The sequence below is a fragment of the Streptococcus sp. 17.1 genome (assembly GCF_016648655.1).
Lineage (GTDB): Bacteria > Bacillota > Bacilli > Lactobacillales > Streptococcaceae > Streptococcus > Streptococcus salivarius_E.
In genome coordinates this window covers 27,129-46,666 of sequence record NZ_JACLQM010000010.1, presented here as the reverse complement: position 1 = coordinate 46,666, position 19,538 = coordinate 27,129, and the positions used below count along the sequence as shown (strand labels likewise).

Sequence of the window (19,538 nt, the reverse complement as noted above, 5' to 3'; positions counted from 1 at the left end):
GTCTAAACAAAAAAAAGAAACCCGCAGGCTTCTTTTTTTATTTTATCGAGAGGCTTATTAATCAGGTCAAGGCTGTTAATTAAACAATACCTTGAGCTGACATAGCGTCTGCAACTTTAAGGAATCCAGCGATGTTGGCACCCACAACAAGGTTACCTTCATGACCAAATTCTTTAGCAGCTGCTGCAGCATTTTCGTAGATACCTTTCATGATATCGTAAAGTTTAGCATCAACTTCTTCGAATGTCCATTGTGTACGTCCGCTGTTTTGTGCCATTTCAAGAGCTGATACAGCAACACCACCAGCGTTAGCAGCTTTGGCAGGACCAAATGATACACCAGCTTTAAGGAAGACATCAATAGCTCCCAAAGTTGAAGGCATGTTAGCACCTTCTGAAACAGCCAACACACCATTTGCTACAAGTGTTTCTGCATCTGTTTCATCCAATTCATTTTGAGTTGCACATGGGAATGCCAAGTCAGCTTTGATAGACCAAACTGTCTTTTCACCACCAGCAGGTGTGAAGGTTGCATTTGGACGAGCTTCTGCATATTTAACGATACGTTCACGTTTAACTTCTTTGATTTCTTTCAACAAGTCAACGTCAATTCCGTCTGGATCATAAACAAAACCAGATGAGTCAGAACATGTTACAGCTTTAGCACCTAGGCTTTGCAATTTTTCAATAGCGTAGATGGCAACGTTACCAGCACCTGAAACAACTGCTGTTTTACCGTTAAAGTTTTCACCACGTGCATTAAGCATTTGTTCTGCAAAGTAAACAGCACCGTAACCAGTTGCTTCTGTACGAGCAAGTGATCCACCCCAGTTCAAACCTTTACCAGTAAGAACACCTGTGTACTCATTACGAAGACGTTTGTATTGGCCATAGAGGTAACCAATTTCACGTCCACCAACACCGATATCACCTGCAGGTACGTCTGTATCTGCACCAATGTGTTTGCTCAATTCAGTCATGAAGCTTTGGCAGAAACGCATGATTTCGTTATCTGATTTACCTTTAGGATCGAAGTTTGATCCACCTTTACCACCACCGATTGGTTGACCAGTCAATGAGTTTTTAAAGATTTGTTCGAAACCAAGGAATTTAATGATTGATTGGTTTACTGATGGGTGGAAACGAAGACCACCTTTGTAAGGACCAATAGCTGATGAGAATTGTACACGGAAACCACGGTTTACTTGTACTTGTCCTTTATCGTCAACCCATGGCACACGGAATGAAACGATACGTTCTGGTTCAACCAAACGTTCCAAAAGGTTTTCTTCAATATATTTAGGATATTTATCGAAGACAGGAACAAGTGAATCGAAAACTTCTTCAACTGCTTGAAGGAACTCAGCCTCATGGCCATTTTGAGCTTTCACTTTTTCAAAAACGCTAGCAACGTACTCTTTACCTGTTGTCATATCAATGTTTCCTTTCAAATAATTACCTTAGTAATTTAATTACATGAATAGTATAAATTTTCAGAATCTTCTTGTCAAGTATTTTCTGCTATTTTTTTGATTTTTATGTTAGCTTTTATGACATAGCAAGTGATCTATCTTTTTTTAAGATACTCCTAAAAAGTTGTCAATTCAACAATGTAAACGGATTCTATTTTTCTAGTTTTTCTCCAAAATTTTTTAAACTTTTTTTCAACTTTAAAGCTAAAATAGCCTAAAAACAATTTAGTAAATTTACTATTTTTACATTTACAAAGATCTCCAACTATGTTATTATGAATTTAGTAATTTTACTAAATCTTGAAAAGGATCATTTTTTATGAAAAGAAAGCAATTATCAGGAAAGCACATCGGCATTGTTTTTGGAACTTTCGCTCCAATGCATGTTGGGCACGTTGACCTTATTACCAAGGCAAAACGCGCTAATGACAATGTGCTCGTCATCGTAAGTGGCAGCAACACACAAGAAGATCGGGGGACACGCGCAGGCCTATCACTCAACCGCCGTTTCCGTTATGTTCGAGAAGTTTTCTATGATGATGAATTAGTCGTTGTGGATAAACTGGATGAGGCTGGGATGCCAGCCTATCCCGAGGGATGGGTACCTTGGGTTAATCGTGTCAAAGAGCTTATCTCTAAAAATACGGATAATCCTGAAAAGATTACCTTTTATGTTGGAGAGCCAGAGTACGTGACCGAGCTCAATCGCTATTATCCTCAAGCTCAGGTAGAACTCATCGAACGCTCTATTATCAACATCTCTGCTACCGAGATTCGCGACAATCCTATGGAAAATTGGCGTTTTATCACCAAGCCTTTCCGCCGTCACTTTACTCGTAAGGTCCTTGTCGTGGGCTCTGCTAGTGGTGGAAAAACTACTCTTGTTAAAGATTTGGCCCGAACTTACAACGCTCCCTGCTCTCTTGAATATGCTAGGGAGTATCAAGAAAAGTATAATGTACGAGATGACGAGTTAGATACTAACGATTATATTCACCTCCTGACAGATCAATATGCCCAGACCTCTGATATCATTGATAAAGGGCAGCACTCAGGACTTATCTTTGCCGATACCAACTCAACAGTCACAAAAGTTTATATCGACTACTATTTGAAAGAAAATATTTCTAAAGAAGAATTTGATATGCTGGATCGGCTCTATCAGGTAACTCAAGCCCGTGAAAAATGGGATTTGATTTTTGTAATTCTGCCAAAATCAAACTATGTGGATGATGGCTTCCGTGACATGACTATGGCTGATAGCCAAACACGTGACTGGTTTACCAAGCATCTCTTAGACCTCCTATCACCATTCAAAGATAAAATCGTTATTTTAGGGGAAAATAGTAATAGTGACAGCTTCTTTACAGACAACTACCACAATGCCAAAAAAGCAATCAAAGAACGTCTACACATCGAGATTTAAAAGACCAATCCAACGTAATCATCACTTAAAACTTACAATACAAACATGGAGGAAACATATGACTAGAACCTTCGAAAACTCTGGTAGCGAAAAGGAATTTTTGGACATCTATCAGCGAGAGGAAATGGATAAGTACGTTAAGCCCTCAATGACCGTTGACTCGGTCATCTTCCGCTATTATAAAGGAAGAGTCCAAACCTTACTTATCAAGCGAAAAAACCATCCCTTCATGGGGAAATACGCCTTCAGTGGTGGCTTCGTTCAGGAGCAAGAAGATCTCAATCTAGCTGTCTGTCGCGAAGTACAGGAGGAAACATCCATTACACTCAATCCTGATCATATTGAGCAACTCATTACTGTGGGAACACCTTATCGGGATCCTCGAATGTGGACTATTACAGTGGCTTATCTCTGCTTCATGACCTTCAATGATATTCAAGTGGAAAAGGCTGCCGACGATGCAGCGTCTACGCATTGGTTAGACATTGCCATGGTAGACGGTCAACTGCAACTTGTTGATGGTGACAAGACGCTGTCACATGATGACCTTGCCTTTGACCATTGGGAAATTCTCTTAACAGCTATGGAACGTATCAAGGGACGACTCGAATACTATCCAACTATCCTCTCCATTATGCCCGAGGAAAACACCTTGACCACCTACCGCCAACTTTTTGGTACCTTCAATGAAGACTACCTCAAGATGGATTCCACAAATTTCTTGCGTCGCTTTAAACACCTCTTCCAAAAAACAGGTCGTCAGGTAGCCACTAGAACCAGAAAGGCTGCCACCTACACTTATCATATCAAACCACTCTAAAGTAAGGTCTTTGTTTGACAATTTGATACTTACATAGTAGTATTAAGAAAATTAATAAGAGGTATCCTATGAAAAGTTTTACATTGATTAGTGGAATTCTCATTACACTCTTGGGTGTCTTTTTCTTCGCTAATCCTACAAATCTTCTTGCCATCGTTGGTTGGCTATTTGCCCTAGTGATGCTGGTATCTGGTGTTTCAAGTCTCATGGTTTATTTTAAACGAGATAACGAAAACCGCTCCTTCTTCCAACTGCTTCAGAGTATCATTTCCATCGTTTTTGGTATTATCCTGCTATCAACATCAGCATGGGTGCTCTCGGGCGTAGCTGTAACCATTATCGCTTGGTGGCTTCTTGTCTCAGCATTTACGCAAGGCTTTCAAGCTTATCGCCAACGTCAATTCGGCTTCTCAGGTCAACCTGCCCTATCAATCGCCTTGATTTGTCTAGTCTTTGGACTCCTGCTCTTTAGTGCTCCGTTTTTCTCAGCCTTTCTTATTGGGCGCTTGGTAGCTTCCTTAATTATCTTCGCGGGGGTCTCTGTCCTCTCCTTTTCGTTCCGCTTGTGGTAGGAAGAAAATAGTCACTACATAAACATAAAAAAGCCTTGCAATTCACATTTGCAGGGCTTTTGTCATACTTTGATTACTAAAGAGCTTATCCTTCTAGCTCACTCAAATACTCATAACGTTCATACTTTTCAAGTAGTGTTTCGTTAGCAGCATCCAAATCACGTTGAAGGGTAGCTAACTGTCCATAATCGCTAGCATTTTCAAGCATGGCTGCTTCAATCTCTTCGATTTTAGCTTCAAGGTCAGCAATCTCATCCTCGATGGTCGCCCACTCTTGTTTTTCAAAGTAGCTCATGCGTTTTTTGTCTTCTTTGACTTTCTCAACTTTAACGCTAGCTTGCTCTTTTTCCTTCTCTAAGAGGGCTGCTTGCTCTTGTAAGAAGGCTTTTTCATCAAGGTAGTCAGTGTAGTTCCCAAAAAACTCTCGCACACCACCCTCTTCAAAGGCTAGAATCTTGTTAGCCACCTTGTCCAAGAAATAGCGGTCGTGACTTACGGTAACGACAGGGCCGCCAAAACCATTAAGGAAGTTTTCCAAAACCGTCAAAGTTGCAATGTCCAAATCATTTGTCGGCTCATCCAAGAGCAGAACGTTGGGCTTTTCAATCAGAATCTTAAGTAGATAAAGACGTTTCTTTTCCCCACCAGAGAGCTTGGTAATCTGTGTCCCATGGGTAGAACGAGGGAAAAGGAATTGCTCTAAGAGCTCTGTGATACTAGTTGTTCCAACCGTTGTCTTAACTTCATCTGCAACTTCTTGCAAGTAGTTAATGACACGCTTACTCTCATCCATATCTTTAATTTGCTGTGAGAAATAACCAATACGTACCGTCTCACCAATATCTAGGACACCAGCTGTGGGCACAAGGTCGCCATTAATCAGATTGAGCAAGGTCGATTTCCCGACACCATTATCCCCAACAATACCGATACGATCACGATTTTGCATGATAAGATTGAAATCACTGAGAATTTGCTTGCCATCTTCATAAGCAAAATCGACATGCTCAAAGTTAACCACCTTCTTACCAATACGGCTAGTCTCAAAGTTAATTTCAAGATCGTCATTATTAACCGTTTGGTGAACCTCACCCTTAAGCTCCTTAAAACGATTGATACGAGCTTGTTGCTTGGTCGCGCGTGCCTGTGGTTGCGTTCGCATCCATGCCAACTCCTGCTTATAGAGTTGCTTTTTCTTGTGAAGAGCCGCTGCATCTCGTTCATCTTGTTCAGCCTTTAGACGCACATAGTCTTGATAATTTCCCTGGTATTCAATCAGATTAGCCTGGTCTAGCTCAAAGATACGTGTGGCCACATTGTCCAAGAAATAACGGTCGTGGGTAATAAAGAGGACCGTTTTTTTAGAAGACTTGAGAAAATTAGTCAACCAAGCAATAGTATCAATATCCAAATGGTTAGTTGGCTCATCCAAGAGCAAGAGATCTGCATCATTCAAGAGAACCTGAGCCAACTGCACACGGCGACGAAGACCACCTGAGAGGTCCCCGACCTTTTGCGAGAGGTCTGACAATCCCAACTTAGACAAGACTGTCTTAACCTCGCTCTCAATGGACCAAGCATCTAGACTATCCATCTCTGCCATAACCTTCTCCAAGCGAGCCTGATTCTCCTCAGAATATTCTGCCATAAGGGTTTCATATTCTCGAATCAAAGCCATCTCACGAAGGTCTGATGACAAGACCGTATCAAGCACTGTCTTGCTATCATCAAATTCTGGCTCCTGAGTCAAATAAGCAATCTTATAGCCATTAGCCTTAGTGAAAGGTGACACATCACCATCAAAACCAATACGCTCAGAGACAACATCTAGCAAGGTTGTCTTACCTGTCCCATTAACACCAATAATCCCAATACGATCCAAATCATGGATAATGAATGAAATCTCTTTAAAAACCGTCTTATCCCCAACGGACTTGGTTAATTTTTCAACAATAAAATCTGACATCTTACTTCCTTCTTACAAATAACACCGCTACGGATCCTACGCATGCTCTGTAGCGGTGTGTCATTTTTATAACGTCCGTAGACTTATTTCATCGCTTGAACAAAGGCCATAATGGCTTCCTTGTTATTAGCTAGTTTCCCATCAACGATGGCATTTTCGATGGCTTTAAGTGCACGACCAAGGTCCGGACCAGGTTTGAATCCTAGCTCCTTCATCAGCGTGCCACCATTCACAACGATTTCGTGCTTATCATGGATGAGCAACTGACCATCCAAATCGGCAATACGCTCATAATCGACGTCCAAGCCCTGAGCCTGTCTCAAAGTCTCAGCCTCCTCTAAGAGAACCTTACCATACTGATAAACATCTTGTTTAGTCACCGCTCTCTCCAAACGGAAATTGAAAATCTCAATCAAGGACTGAACTGTCTTTTGGAAATTAACAGACGTCTTCCATTTTTTAAGGAAAGAGCGTGGATTATCATGCTTGAGAGCCAAAAGAGTTGCCGCCCAAGCCTGTTCAGAACTTGTAAATCTAAAATCCTCCACATAGTCTGCCACAAAAGACTGCCATTCTTCAGCAGTTTCTTGAAAATCTGGAAGATACTGATAAGCCTTTGTCGCTAGAAGTGCCTTGATTCCTTTTTTCCAATGTGGGGCCAAAAGCAACTTATCAAACTCGATGAAACTTCGCTCAATCGAAATCTTTTCCAGAAGGGGGGCATGGCTGGTCATAGCCTGAAAAGTCTTTTCTTCGATATCAAAGTCTAAACTCGCTGCAAAACGTAGCCCTCGCATGATACGAAGGGCATCCTCGTTAAAGCGTTCCTCAGCCTTACCAACAGCCCTCAAAACACGGTTGTCCAAATCAGCAAGACCATCGAACTTGTCGATAACCTCAGCATTTTCATTAAGAGCAAAAGCATTGACTGTAAAATCACGACGCTTGAGGTCTTCTTCCAATGAACGCACAAAGGACACGCTAGACGGACGACGGTAATCTACATAGACGTCCTCTGTTCGGAAGGTCGTCACCTCATACTCACCGCCATTTTCCAAAACCAAAACGGTCCCATGCTCAATACCGATATCCACCGTACGCTCGAAAATCTGCTTGGTCTCTTCAGGATATGAAGATGAGGCAATGTCTACATCATGAATGGGACGGTTAAGAAGGGCATCTCGTACCGAACCACCAACAAAGTAAGCCTCAAAACCCGCAGCCTTAATCTTCTCTAATATTGGTAAAGCCTTCTGAAACTCAGAAGGCAAATAACTTAATCTCATAGTAAATGTTCCAAACCATAAACAAGCTGATCACGTTTAACCACTTCTTTAATACCGAGGTTAACCCCACCCATAAAGGATATACGGTCATAAGAATCATGACGCAAGGTCAAGCCTTCTCCTTGGGCACCAAAGATAACCTCTTGGTGAGCCACAAGTCCTGGCAAACGCACACTGTGAATACGGAAACCATCAAACTCAGCACCACGTGCTCCAGCAAGTGTTTCCACCTCATCCTCAGCACCTTGACGTTTTGTTTCGCGAACCTCACGGATAAGTTCAGCTGTTTTCACCGCTGTACCTGAAGGAGCATCTTTTTTCTTGTCATGGTGAAGCTCAATGATTTCAAGATCTGGGAAATATTTGCTAGCTTCTGCCGCAAACTTCATAAGAAGGATAGCACCAATAGCAAAGTTAGGTGCAATCAAACCACCAATAGACTTGTCTTTAGAAAGGTCTGTCAATTCCTGAATTTGTGCTTCAGTAAATCCTGTGGTACCCACAACTGGTGCAAAACCATTCTCCAAAGCAAAACGAGTATTTTCATAGGCAACAGCTGGCATAGTGAAATCTACCCAGACATCTGCGTCAAAGCCAACCAAATCCGCTTTATCTGTGAAGACAGGAACACCGTCCACTTCTTTTTCTGTCGCAAATGGGTCAAGCAAGGCAGCCAAAGTCAATTCGTCATCTCCCTTGACCATTTCAACCGCAGTTGAACCCATTCTTCCTTTAAATCCAGCAACAATAACTTTAATAGACATGTCATTTTTCCTCTCTATTGATCTTAATCATAGACAAGCCCCATCCCAGATGGATAGTACTTATTTGGTAAATTTAGGTGTTAGACCTAACACTAGTGCTCCTTCACCCAAGTGTGTCGCAATTACGGCACATAAGGATACCACTGTTGAAACGCTAATTCCCTGTGCTTCTAGCTGTCTTTTAAAATCTTCAGCTTTTTCAGGAGCATTCGTGTGAAGGATACTAAGTTCCATTTCACGATTTTCCTCAGCTAGGGCAACCAAACGTTTCACAGCTTTCTTCTCTGTACGTACCTTTTCAAAAACAACGATTTTTCCTTCGTCATTAAAATTCAAAATAGGTTTGATAGACAAAAGATTTCCTAAAATCGCCGACCCATTCTACAAACGGCCACCCTTAACCAGATGATTAAGATCATCCACAAGAATATAAGCCGTCGTTTGGTCAACTTGCTCCTCAAGCTTCTTCAAAATGTTCTCAAAAGACATCCCTTGAGCTGACCAATGCAGAACGTTTCTCACCATGACTCCCATAGGAGCTGCTGTGATTTTTGTATCAGGAAAAGCAATCTTCAACTTGGCATGGTCCTCAATCAAAAACTGACTATTAGCCCAAAAACCAGAGATTCCTGAAGAAAGGAAAAGCCCAATGACATGGGTATAACCTTTCTCCTCCAACTCCATAAGCAAGTTATCCAAGTCAGCTAGATTAGGTTGCGACGTCTTGAGCAGTTCCTCAGAGTTTGCCATTTGCTCATAAAAATGATTGACATCCAAATTTTTTCCTTCAACAAAAGGCTGCCCCTCAATGATGACCGGAATATCTAAAACATAAACATCAGCATGGCCCTGAATTTCAGCAGGGAGATTAACCGATGAATCCGTAATAACTGCAAGAGACATCTTAGAACTCCAAATTGATACCTGGGCGATCCAAGGCAATTTCAGTTACTTCATAAGTCAAACGTTGAAGCGTATCCAAGAGCGGTGCAGCCAAGGCTTCTGCTTCTTCTTGTGAGAAGTCTTTTGGTTCATTGACGATACGGTTTTGAATGTGGTCCATTTGAGAAACAATCCCTGAGATGACAAACTCATCACGGACAATCATAAATTGCAAAACAGCTACAACAGACGTATTGTTAGCTTCTTCATCTTTATTGTGCAACTGGAAAGTTACTTCAACATTTGTTTTAGGAACACCATTCTCTTTTTCCCACTCATGGTTACGAACATCATAGTGGTAACGGTTAACAAATACTTTTTCGCGAATTAAATCCATTAGTCATATTCTCCTTGATACAATTACTCTTTATTATAGCATAAATATGCTTTATTATGGGAATATTATTGACAGAAAAATGAGTATTTAGACTGATTTTGACAGCAACAATAATCACTAGAAAAGTAGGATCTTTGATTTAGGACTAAGACTACTAAAATAAGGCTCCTTCATCAGAAGAGAGCCCTTATATTGCCAGCTAACAGTCTCTTAAAGAATGTTTCTGCTGTCCCTTTTCATCAAAATTCTCAGGATCTAGCCAATTCTCAAATCGTTTCTTAAGTGCTGGCCACTCACTCTCAATAATCGAGAACCAGTCCGTATCACGGCTACGCCCCTTATAGATAGCATGGTTACGAAAACGCCCCTCATAGGTGAACCCTAAACGCATGGCAGCATTGGCAGAAGGACGGTTGAGACTATCACATTTCCACTCATAACGACGATAGTTAAGATCTTCAAAGACATATTTCATAAGCAGGTATTGAGCTTCTGTGGCTGCTCTAGTCTTTTGTAAGGCAGGTGCCAAAATCACTCGCCCCATCTCAACACTGCGATTTTTGGGTGTAATAGCCATAAGTGAAAAGGTTCCCAGAACCTTACCTGAAGCCTTATCCCTGATGGCAAAGAAATAAGGATTTTGGGATTGCTCATAATCCTCCAAACACTGACGTACAGCTTCTTCAGATTCAAAAGGATCCGCATACATATAGGTCCAATCAGAAAGAATCTGATTCGTAAAGTAAAAGTCTAAAATGTCTTCATAATGCTCTGCCACCGTCAAATGTTCAACGCTACAATAACGACCTTCTAATAGAGCAACATCTGGCATCTTACCTGGACTAGCATCCGCTAGACTTGGCCCCACTTCTTGTTGGTAGTGATTTAAAGGCATGGAATTCTCCTTTTTTCATAAAGAAAAGCCTACACAAAAGTGCAGACTTTAGCTTAATTATTTAGCAACTGGGTATACAGATACTTGTTTTTTGTCGCGACCTTTACGTTCGAAACGTACAACACCTTCAACTTTAGCGAAGAGTGTATCATCACCACCACGGCCTACGTTTACACCTGGGTAGATGTGTGTACCGCGTTGACGGTAAAGGATTGATCCACCTGATACAGTTTGTCCATCAGCTGCTTTAGCACCAAGACGTTTAGCTTGTGAATCACGACCATTGGAAGTAGAACCCCCACCTTTTTTGTGGGCGAAAAGTTGCAAGTTTTCAAGAGTTTTCAACATAAGATTGTGTCCTTTCTTAGTGATTAGTCGCTAACTTACGCGTTGATAGCGTTGATAACAACTTTTGTATAAGGTTGACGGTGACCTTGTTTACGGTGGCTACCTTTTTTAGGTTTGTATTTGAAAGTAACAACTTTCTTTTGTTTACCTTGTTTTTCGATAGTTCCGACAACAGTAGCTCCCTCAACAACTGGAGTACCTACTACAGTTTTATCACCACCGACAAGAACAACTTCGTTAAAAGTTACTTCTGATCCAGCTTCAGCGTTGATTTTTTCAACGTAGATCGCTTGACCTACTTCAACTTTAACTTGTTTTCCACCAGTTTTGATGATTGCGTATGTGCTCATGATGCACCTCCTATTAAAATTTTTAATGTGTCTGAGGTTTCCCTCTGTGAAGACTCGCCTAGTACTGCGGGGCCGAACCCACTTGTAAACAGTAGTCGTGCGGTTGCACAGGACGTGCATTTAGTCAACGTTACAATTCTATCATTTTTTCCCTCTAATGACAAGAGAAAAAGTTATTTTGATTATTCTTATTCTGCTCATTGAAATTTATCAAAGTAGCGATTACCCTAATCAACTCTTATTCCATATCTTCCTAGGAAAGTCTTAGCTAGAGCCCGCTCCAGATCAACTAAGGAAAGGCTCTTATCCGTTGTCAAAATTTGATAGCGTTCACTTCCTTCAAAATAGAAGTGATTCAATGCCTGATAGCCATTTCGTTCATAAAATGCTAAACGTTTTAGACGTTGAGCCCGATTAGAGACTTGCTCCTCATCCATGGGTTCAATCGTAAGCACACACGGTCGTTCTCCTGCTTCTTCCCTAACTTGTGCCAAAATTTGACTACCGTAACCCTGCGACTGTTTACTTTCCTCAACCGCAAGAAAGAGAAGGTAGACCAGGTTATCAGTACAGATTGCATAGGTAAAACCAATAAAAACTCCCTGATCAAAATAAGCCAAGAAAGATTGTCCATTTTTCAAATTATTCCAAGACAATTGCCAAAGTGGGAGTCTCTCCTCCACAGGAAAAGCCGCTTCATAAAGCGAAGCGACCATCTTGAATGTTGATGTCAGAGGATAAATGTTACGAATCTCTAGTGTCATTTCCCTAACCAATAACCTTCTTATAATCTTCTGGTGTCGCCACATGAGCATGCTCACGTTGACGATCAAGCAAGTGACTAAGGAAGTCACGGTTGCCCAAGGCTTCTTTAAGGGTTTGTTTAAATTGCCCAGCATTCATAGCTGAGAAAATATTGCTTGGTGCAGTATAATCTGGACCATGGCTTGTGTTCGTGAAAGCCAGGATAAGCAGGTTATTTTCAAAGGCAGCACGTGTCGCTGACAGGATTTCATTTTGGTGGTTAATATCTAAATAGAAATCAGCCTCTTGATAGAGACGTTTAACCTGTTCTGTTGTAATATTCGGATAAAGGCTAACATTACTATATTTAGCTAAATCCATCAAACGACTTGACATTTCAGTGATTGCACCAATATGGTAGTGCATGGTAGGCACTTCACTAACAATGTTTTCCAAGTGTTCAATCTGATCTGAGTTGGTCAAGATCAGTGCTTGATTTTGGAAATTATTCTGACGAGCAAATGGATACATGAATCCGAGAAAGGCCACGCGAGAAGCCTGCTCTGGACTAACCAACTTTAGAAGATTCGTATATGCCGTGTATTCTTGCACTACAATCTTAGTTTGACGGTGATTGCTATCAAGAAGGAGGCGCATATTCCCAGGGACTGAATCAGTGATAGGCTCTTGCCAGAAGAGGACATCTTGACCAGAATTCGGAAGATTCATAGCTGTCAAGAAAGGCGTTGACAAGGAGTTATAAAGGATACGTCGCAAATCATAGCCAGCTTCTTTAAGATAAAAGACTACAAACTCCGATTTGTTTTTGAAAATGTAGACCTTGTCTTTCCAATTCAAGATAACGTCTTTGGTCAAATGGTTAATGACGATAACTTCCTTGTTGTCTGGAGTGAAATAACTAGTAATGGTCGCTTCTTGCTTAACATTGTAAGTTGTTTGTGAGAAACGATACCCCTTATTATTGTAGCGATCAGTCACACGCAGGCGACCTGACTCATCATACCAATCCACAGCTTTAACTAGACGCTGATGAGCAGGGTGCGCATAGTGAATATGACCACGTTTCTTATCAAAACGGAAGATTTCCGCGTTGCTATTTGTTCCTAAAATTTCCCAGTAGTCAGGCACAGGAACCTGATTAAAGTAAAGTGCAGAACCTTGAACCTTGTCAAAACCAGTGAAATAAAGGTAAGGTGAGGTCACGTCACTAGGCAGAAAGCCATCATCTGAAAGACAAACTGTTGTATTTACATAGCCAGCGACAATCAGCGAGTAATGGAGATCCCAACTACCTTGACTATAGTTCTCAAATAAATTAATCATGATTAGTCATCTCCTTTACTAAGTTAAGCCACTTCTGCTCGATTTCCTCTGTCAAAAAGCCTTTGGCGATATCATAAGAGACTTGATGAACATAATCTAAATCTGAACGATTGAAGAAAGCTACAATTTTCTCTGCCAAGGCAGCTACGATAGCAGGCTCATCATCTTTTTCAAAACGAGGAATGAGGTACCCATTCTCATTATCCTTGATAAAAGTTTGGTTCCCATAACGGACATCAAAACCAATCATACCAAGGCCCGATCCAACAGCTTCTAGAAGTGTCAAGCCAAAACCTTCACTCTTAGAACCTGATAGGTAAAGTTCGTAATCCTTGTAGACTTCTGTTAAATCTTGGTGCCCCTTAAGATGGATGTAATCCTGAGCGTGATTTTCCTCAATAATTGCCTTAAGCTTAGCTTCTTCAGCACCTGTACCAAAGATATCAAAGTTCACTTGTGGCAGACTTTCTTTAGCCTTAACAACAGCCTTAGCCAACCAATCCACGTGCTTTTCATTGGCCAAACGTGAAGCTGTGATGATTGAGAATGGTTTACGCTCTCCCTCAGGCTCTCTCAGTTTATCCAAACTTCCCACAGGAATCGTTACAATGTTAGGTGTAAATGGTGTATATTTGTTGAACTGGTCTAGCATAATGCTGCGTTGACGTTCTGTCGCTGTGATGAAGAAATCAACCTTATCTGCATTACTGAATTGATACTCGTAGAAGTTATTCCAAAGAATAGTCTTGTCTGTCACAGCATTTTCACTAAAGTGCTCTGCATGGACCACAACTCCAAGCTTAGCAGGTTTGGTATTACGGAAAACAGCCTGTCCCGTACCAGTGGCACGGTCCAAGATAACGATATCTTGATCAGTTAGACCAAGTTGCGACATAAAGTAGGCAATAAACTCATGCTTAGAAGACAAAATCTTATCTGGGAAACGGAAGACACTATCCTTACCATCAACAATTTCATCATAGGCAACACTACCATCTTCATTGAAGAAACGACGTTGATAGAGGTGTGCCTTGTTATCTACAGGGGTGTAGTACTCCGTGAACATCTTAGTGTAAGAGTAAAAGTCTTTACGGATTAAGCAACCACGCGATACTTTTTCCACACGGTGAACGATATCTTCACCCTCTTTACGCAAGTAGGCTGCATAAAATATATCTTCCTTGGCACAAAAGAGCTTAACCACTTTACCATTAATCTCACGACGCGTGATGTCATAAGGAATTTCCTTTTCCAAATCTTTGACAGTATAGGTCGTTGGAGCAATTTTTAGGTCTGTAAAATAGCTGTAGAGCCAGATGATGTCTTCATCCGCAAACCCCATGTTACGGGTCAAATCAGAAAGATTGTCCTGCAAGAACATATCCATAAAGACAAATTTGGCCTTAATACCTGTGTTTTTGAAAATTGTAGAACGATAGGCCTGGGCGTACTCGACACCACTTGATGCCCAACCGATTCCTAAATTGATGTTATAAACAGTCATGTATTTTCCTTTCTGGGTAAAAGTTCAACATCGACATTTCTTTTTCGACATACCTAACCCTAGTAGCACCTAAGCACTACTAAGTTAGTACTATATCCTCCTAGACTAGAGCAAGTCCTCAATAAGTGTATCCACTTCGTCTTGCGTCTCTTCAATAGGTGTAATTTCAGTCACCATGATTCCTGCAACCGCACGTTCAACCAAGGCGTCAACATCCATACGACGTTCATATTGTTCGACATTTTTGATTTTTGGATTAGTTTTTGGACGGTCAGGTGCAAAGATAGTACAGCAATCCTCAAAAGGTTGGATGGAAATGTCAAAGGTATCAATTTTTTGTGCCAAATCAATGATTTCCAACTTGTCCATAGTGACAACCGGGCGAATCACTGGCGTACATGTAACAGCATTAATCGCCTGCATAGACTCCATGGTCTGACTAGCAACCTGACCAAGACTCTCACCATTGATAATCACAAGACCTCGACGTTCTTCTCGAATGCGGTCAGTAATACGCATCATAAAACGACGCGTCAAGGTCATCAAATAAGCCTCAGGCGCTTTTTCTTTGATTTCCTCTTGGATTTCAGTAAATGGTACTTCGATGAACTGGATATTACCACCAAACTTGGTCAACTTACGGGTCAAATCTTGAGCCTTTTTCAGTGCACCAGGACTGGTATAAGGAGGGCTTGCAAAGTGGACAGCTTCAATATCCACACCACGTTTAAGTGCAAGATAACCTGCCACTGGCGAATCAATCCCACCTGAAAGCATGAGCATTCCTTTACCGGCAGTCCCTACAGGTAGTCCACCTGCTCCTTTGATTTCCTCGTGAGAAATATAAGCCGCCTCGGCACGAATTTCTACCTTAAGGTTGACATCTGGGCCCTTCATCTGAGCCTTGATGTCAGGCAATACATCAAAAACTGCATTTCCTAAAGTAAGATTGAGCTCACGACTATCGAGAACAAAATCATGGTCACTACGTTTAGCAGTCACTTTAAAGGTAAGACCGTCACGATAGAGCCCAGTCATAATGTCTTGAACAGCCTTTTTCAAGACCTCGACATCTTTTTCAAACTTGTAAACAGGACTAAAGGCTTGAATACCAAAAATTTGCTTCAAAGACTCTGCTACTGGCTCATAGTCTGTACCGTTGAGGTAGATGTGACCACGGTCTCGGTCAAAAGTCACTTTAACATCTGGATAGATGGATAGAACATCCTTGATGTTATTTCTAAGTTTATTGATAAAGCGCATACGGTTTTTGCCCTTGGTAGACAATTCACCATAGCGAACCATAATTTCTGAATATGTTAGTGTCATTCCTTTTCCTTTTAAATTTGAATTTAGTTTTATTGTTTAATTGCTTAAATCTTACTATCTCACTTTTTGTGTCTTGGCGTAGACCTGCTTGAAAATTGTGAGAAACTGTTCTACCTGTCCCATATCATTGTCATCATCAAGACTGATACGTACAGCCGTTTGAGCTAATTTAGTCGGAACACCCATAGAAATGAGAGTCCCTGCTGGTTTTCCCGCCTTAGATGAACATGCAGATGTCGTTGAAATATAGATTTGATGCTCTTCAAAAGCATGGACAATAACTTCACCACGAACACCCTTGATTCCAAAGGTCAAAATATTGGGCGCAAAGTCTTCACCCTCACCTGAGAAAATAGTAATGTCCTCATACTTAGCCAATTCGTCAAAGATAATTTTTTTCATCTTGACAATTTTCGGAAGAGAAAACGCCTCTTTGTCAGTAACTAAGCGCAAGGCCTTAGCCATACTCGCAATGCCAGCAACATTCTCAGTCGTTGAACGAAAGTCTTTTTCTTGACCACCACCTGTTAAGAGCGGCGTAATCTTTTTCCCTGCCTTTTTGTAGACAAAACCGACACCTCGAACAGCATGGAACTTATGACCAGAAAAAGTTGCAAAGTCAACACGGTCTGTTAAATAAGCTGATACAGGAATCTTCCCAATGGCCTGAACAGCATCCACATGGAAAGATATCGTCGGCTCATCAGCCAATATATCCGAGATAGCTTGAATAGGTTGGATTGATCCGATTTCGTTATTAACGGCCATAACCGAAACCAAAATCGTGTCGGGGCGTAATAATCCAGCAAGAGCTTCAACATCCACAAATCCTTGCTCATTAACTGGTGCATAGGACACTTCGAAACCATGCTCTGAAAGCCATTTGGCAGACTCTTTCACCGCAGGGTGCTCAATATCAGAAACAATAATGTGTTTGCCGTAAGGCTCTTTTTCAAAAGCAACTCCTTTAATGACCCAGTTGTCTCCTTCGGTTCCTCCAGACGTAAAGAAAATCTCATCGGCTGATTTTCCAATGAGGTCCGCAACTTGCTTACGAGAAGCCTCCAAAATACGTGTCGCAGATGTTCCTAATTGGTGCAGGCTGGATGGGTTCCCAAAAATTTTAGTAGCCACTTCTTGATAGGTTCTAAGTGCCTCTGGATAAGGCACCGTAGTGGCTGAATTATCAAAATAAATCATGATTTTTCCTCGATTTTTATTTACTATTTATTATAGCATAATTTTTTTAGCAATTTTTGCGAGAAAATCATATAATAGAAAGTACGAAATATTTTTAAGGAGAGCATCATGTCTGAAAATTACTCACGCCGTAATCATTCATCAAAAGAAGAAAAAAAATCTGCCCCAAAGGTGACTGAACACGTTACAAAAGGCTTCACTGCCTTCCAAAAAGTCCTTACTGCCGTCGGGACAATTTTGTCAATCATCGTGGCTTCAATCACCATCATGAATTTCACAGCCTCTAAAAATAAGGACACTTCTGATTCATCAGCCAATCAATCAACTGTAGTCATCAAAGAAGGCAATAATAAGACTCAAGAATCAAGCGCCGCTTCATCTAGTTATGGCAATGCGACTGATTCAGAAACACAAACAAGTAGCCAAGCAGGAACTAACACCTATTCGTCATCTGCAGACACAACAACGGGTGGCAATACAACTACTTCTTCATCAGCAGCTACTGCAGACACAACATCTGGCAATGCGACTACTGGTGGTGCAACAACTGGTGACGCCGCTTCTAACTAAGACATGTAAAAGGCTAGGAAACCCTGCCTTTTTTCTATAATCCTATGAACTATACAGAAACTCTAAATTTTATCCATTCTTTCAAGGGCAATGGCCGTCGCCCTCAACTCGAACGTATGCGTTGGCTCTTGAAACAAGCCGGAAATCCTCAGACTCACTTTCCAACGGTGCATATTGTCGGGACCAACGGTAAGGGATCAACAACAAGCTACCTACAAAATATCCTAACAAAGTCAGGTTATCAGGTCGGGACCTTCACCTCCCCTTATATTACTCGTTTCAACGAACGTATTAGTATTAACGGCACAGAAATTCCTGATAAGGATTTGATTAGCCTTGTTGCGAAAGCTCAGGTTCTTCTCGATGATTTAGAAGAGCACACTGCTTTTGACCGACCAACGGAATTCGAGTTGGTCACCTTACTCATGTTCCTCTACTTCGACCTTAAACAGGTTGATATGGCTATCATTGAAGCAGGTATTGGTGGACGCCTTGATTCGACCAATGTCCTTTCGCCAGAGCTTGTCATCTGTACTTCGATTGGATTTGATCACACTGAGACCTTGGGCGATAGCCTTTTGGACATTGCCAATCATAAAGCAGGCGTCATGCGAGAAAACACACCTATCTTACTTGGTCGTGTCTCTACAGAAGTTGAACATTTTTTCAACCAAAAATCACATGACCTACAAGCTCCTTTAGCCGTCATTGATAGAGAAATTCAGCTGCTTCCGCAAGACAATCAAACGATCCAAGTTTCTTATGACCATTGGGAAAGTCCAGATCTTAAGCTACCAATGCTAGGACGACATCAAGAAAACAATGCTGGGTTAGCTGTCACTGCTGCCCATCTCTTGACTCCAACATTTCCTAAGATTACTAATAAGAGCATTCAAGATGGTATTTGTGACACACACTGGCCTGGTCGTAGTGAGTGGATAGGAAATAACATTTATCTAGATGGTGCTCATAACCCTCAAGGAATTGTCAGCTTAAAGCAGGTACTAAAAGATAACTTCGCTAATCGTAGGGTCCACATCCTCTTTGCAGGACTTAGACGAAAGCCATTGGCAGACTTACTAGAAGAACTGAAAGATTACGATATTACGGTAACCAGCTTTGACTTTTTTGAAGCACTGCCCTTGGATGACTACCCCAAAGACTTCAAACGTGTAGCCGACTATAGAGACTGGCTAGCACAAGCTGAATCAGCAAATTCTGATGACCTATTTGTTGTCACTGGATCTCTTTATTTTATCTCAGAAGTAAGAAACTACTTAATTAACGAAAGAAAGGCCTGAAGGCCTTTTTTATTGAGACAATATACAGTTACACACAAAATATAGGTTGTTATTTGAACACAAAGAAAAGTCTATCTATTTGGCTAGACAGACTTCACCTTTTTATCTCATCGTTACAAATTCTTCTGAGCCGGTTGGATGAATGGTTTCCATAGCCAAAAAGGCTATGGAAATTCGCAAGGGACTTCCTTGCGATCACTTTCAATTGAGGCCATTCAGACACAAAGAAAAGTCTATCCATTTAGGTAGACAGACTTCACCTTTTTATCTCATCGTTACAAATTCTTCTGAACCGGTTGGATGAATGGTTTCCATAGCCAAAAAGGCTATGGAAATTCGCAAGGGACTTCCTTGCGATCACTTTCAATT

At 41.2% G+C, this 19,538-nt stretch carries 18 protein-coding genes, 1 pseudogene and 1 other annotated feature; of the genes and pseudogenes, 5 read left to right on the top strand and 14 right to left on the bottom strand.

What is annotated here, in order from left to right:
* Positions 1-79: 79 nt before the first annotated feature.
* Positions 80-1,432: an NADP-specific glutamate dehydrogenase gene (gdhA, locus tag H7T99_RS07220; RefSeq protein ID WP_037597452.1), complete on the bottom strand. Its 1,353-nt coding sequence runs from the start codon at positions 1,430-1,432 to the stop codon at positions 80-82.
* Positions 1,433-1,790: 358 nt separating this feature from the next.
* On the opposite strand from gdhA, the gene H7T99_RS07215 reads away from it, so the two are divergent.
* From H7T99_RS07215 to H7T99_RS07205, 3 genes are all read left to right on the top strand, one after another.
* The gene (locus tag H7T99_RS07215; protein WP_037601863.1) at positions 1,791-2,897 is read left to right on the top strand and encodes an AAA family ATPase; all 1,107 of its coding nucleotides are present in this window, start codon (positions 1,791-1,793) and stop codon (positions 2,895-2,897) included.
* Positions 2,898-2,955: 58 nt separating this feature from the next.
* The gene (locus H7T99_RS07210) at positions 2,956-3,717 is read left to right on the top strand and encodes an NUDIX domain-containing protein (RefSeq protein WP_037601861.1); all 762 of its coding nucleotides are present in this window, start codon (positions 2,956-2,958) and stop codon (positions 3,715-3,717) included.
* Positions 3,718-3,785: 68 nt separating this feature from the next.
* Positions 3,786-4,289 carry an HdeD family acid-resistance protein gene (locus H7T99_RS07205; protein ID WP_002886681.1) on the top strand — a complete coding sequence of 168 codons (504 nt, stop codon included), beginning with the start codon at positions 3,786-3,788 and terminating at the stop codon, positions 4,287-4,289.
* An 85-nt stretch (positions 4,290-4,374) separates the two neighbouring features.
* Here H7T99_RS07205 and H7T99_RS07200 read toward each other — a convergent pair whose 3' ends face one another.
* The 13 genes and pseudogenes from H7T99_RS07200 to H7T99_RS07140 form a co-directional block, all read right to left on the bottom strand.
* Complete coding sequence (locus H7T99_RS07200) at positions 4,375-6,255, bottom strand: ABC-F family ATP-binding cassette domain-containing protein (RefSeq protein WP_037601859.1); 1,881 nt, start codon at positions 6,253-6,255, stop codon at positions 4,375-4,377.
* Positions 6,256-6,338: 83 nt separating this feature from the next.
* Positions 6,339-7,541 carry a CCA tRNA nucleotidyltransferase gene (locus H7T99_RS07195; RefSeq protein ID WP_037601857.1) on the bottom strand — a complete coding sequence of 401 codons (1,203 nt, stop codon included), beginning with the start codon at positions 7,539-7,541 and terminating at the stop codon, positions 6,339-6,341.
* Positions 7,538-8,305 (bottom strand): 4-hydroxy-tetrahydrodipicolinate reductase, encoded by a 768-nt coding sequence (gene dapB, locus H7T99_RS07190; protein WP_037601855.1) that lies wholly within the window; start codon positions 8,303-8,305, stop codon positions 7,538-7,540. Before dapB ends, H7T99_RS07195 begins: the two co-directional genes overlap by 4 nt.
* Positions 8,306-8,365: 60 nt before the next feature.
* Positions 8,366-9,208: pseudogene (locus H7T99_RS07185) on the bottom strand (DegV family protein).
* Between the two features lies 1 nt (position 9,209).
* Positions 9,210-9,584 (bottom strand): DUF1149 family protein, encoded by a 375-nt coding sequence (locus H7T99_RS07180; RefSeq protein ID WP_002885550.1) that lies wholly within the window; start codon positions 9,582-9,584, stop codon positions 9,210-9,212.
* Between the two features lie 199 nt (positions 9,585-9,783).
* Positions 9,784-10,479, bottom strand: coding sequence for a GNAT family N-acetyltransferase (locus tag H7T99_RS07175; protein WP_021144638.1), 696 nt, complete (start codon positions 10,477-10,479; stop codon positions 9,784-9,786).
* A gap of 57 nt (positions 10,480-10,536) precedes the next feature.
* Positions 10,537-10,827, bottom strand: coding sequence for a 50S ribosomal protein L27 (gene rpmA / locus H7T99_RS07170; RefSeq protein ID WP_002885483.1), 291 nt, complete (start codon positions 10,825-10,827; stop codon positions 10,537-10,539).
* 35 nt (positions 10,828-10,862) lie between these two features.
* Complete coding sequence (gene rplU / locus H7T99_RS07165; RefSeq protein WP_002885597.1) at positions 10,863-11,177, bottom strand: 50S ribosomal protein L21; 315 nt, start codon at positions 11,175-11,177, stop codon at positions 10,863-10,865.
* A gap of 40 nt (positions 11,178-11,217) precedes the next feature.
* Positions 11,218-11,292: a sequence feature (ribosomal protein L21 leader region), on the bottom strand.
* Between the two features lie 112 nt (positions 11,293-11,404).
* Entirely contained in the window at positions 11,405-11,941 is a 537-nt protein-coding gene (locus H7T99_RS07160; protein ID WP_037601905.1) for a GNAT family N-acetyltransferase, read from the bottom strand.
* Positions 11,942-11,945: 4 nt separating this feature from the next.
* Complete coding sequence (gtfB, locus tag H7T99_RS07155; protein WP_002890082.1) at positions 11,946-13,265, bottom strand: accessory Sec system glycosylation chaperone GtfB; 1,320 nt, start codon at positions 13,263-13,265, stop codon at positions 11,946-11,948.
* Positions 13,258-14,769 carry an accessory Sec system glycosyltransferase GtfA gene (gtfA, locus tag H7T99_RS07150; RefSeq protein ID WP_037601853.1) on the bottom strand — a complete coding sequence of 504 codons (1,512 nt, stop codon included), beginning with the start codon at positions 14,767-14,769 and terminating at the stop codon, positions 13,258-13,260. Before gtfA ends, gtfB begins: the two co-directional genes overlap by 8 nt.
* A 105-nt stretch (positions 14,770-14,874) precedes the next feature.
* Positions 14,875-16,098 (bottom strand): tRNA uracil 4-sulfurtransferase ThiI, encoded by a 1,224-nt coding sequence (gene thiI, locus H7T99_RS07145; protein WP_037601851.1) that lies wholly within the window; start codon positions 16,096-16,098, stop codon positions 14,875-14,877.
* A gap of 54 nt (positions 16,099-16,152) precedes the next feature.
* Positions 16,153-17,298, bottom strand: coding sequence for a cysteine desulfurase family protein (locus H7T99_RS07140; RefSeq protein WP_037601849.1), 1,146 nt, complete (start codon positions 17,296-17,298; stop codon positions 16,153-16,155).
* A gap of 108 nt (positions 17,299-17,406) precedes the next feature.
* Between H7T99_RS07140 and H7T99_RS07135 the strand changes: the two genes are divergently transcribed.
* Complete coding sequence (locus tag H7T99_RS07135) at positions 17,407-17,868, top strand: DUF6556 family protein (protein ID WP_002890074.1); 462 nt, start codon at positions 17,407-17,409, stop codon at positions 17,866-17,868.
* A gap of 44 nt (positions 17,869-17,912) precedes the next feature.
* Positions 17,913-19,169 (top strand): bifunctional folylpolyglutamate synthase/dihydrofolate synthase, encoded by a 1,257-nt coding sequence (locus H7T99_RS07130; protein WP_037601847.1) that lies wholly within the window; start codon positions 17,913-17,915, stop codon positions 19,167-19,169.
* Positions 19,170-19,538 lie beyond the last annotated feature (369 nt).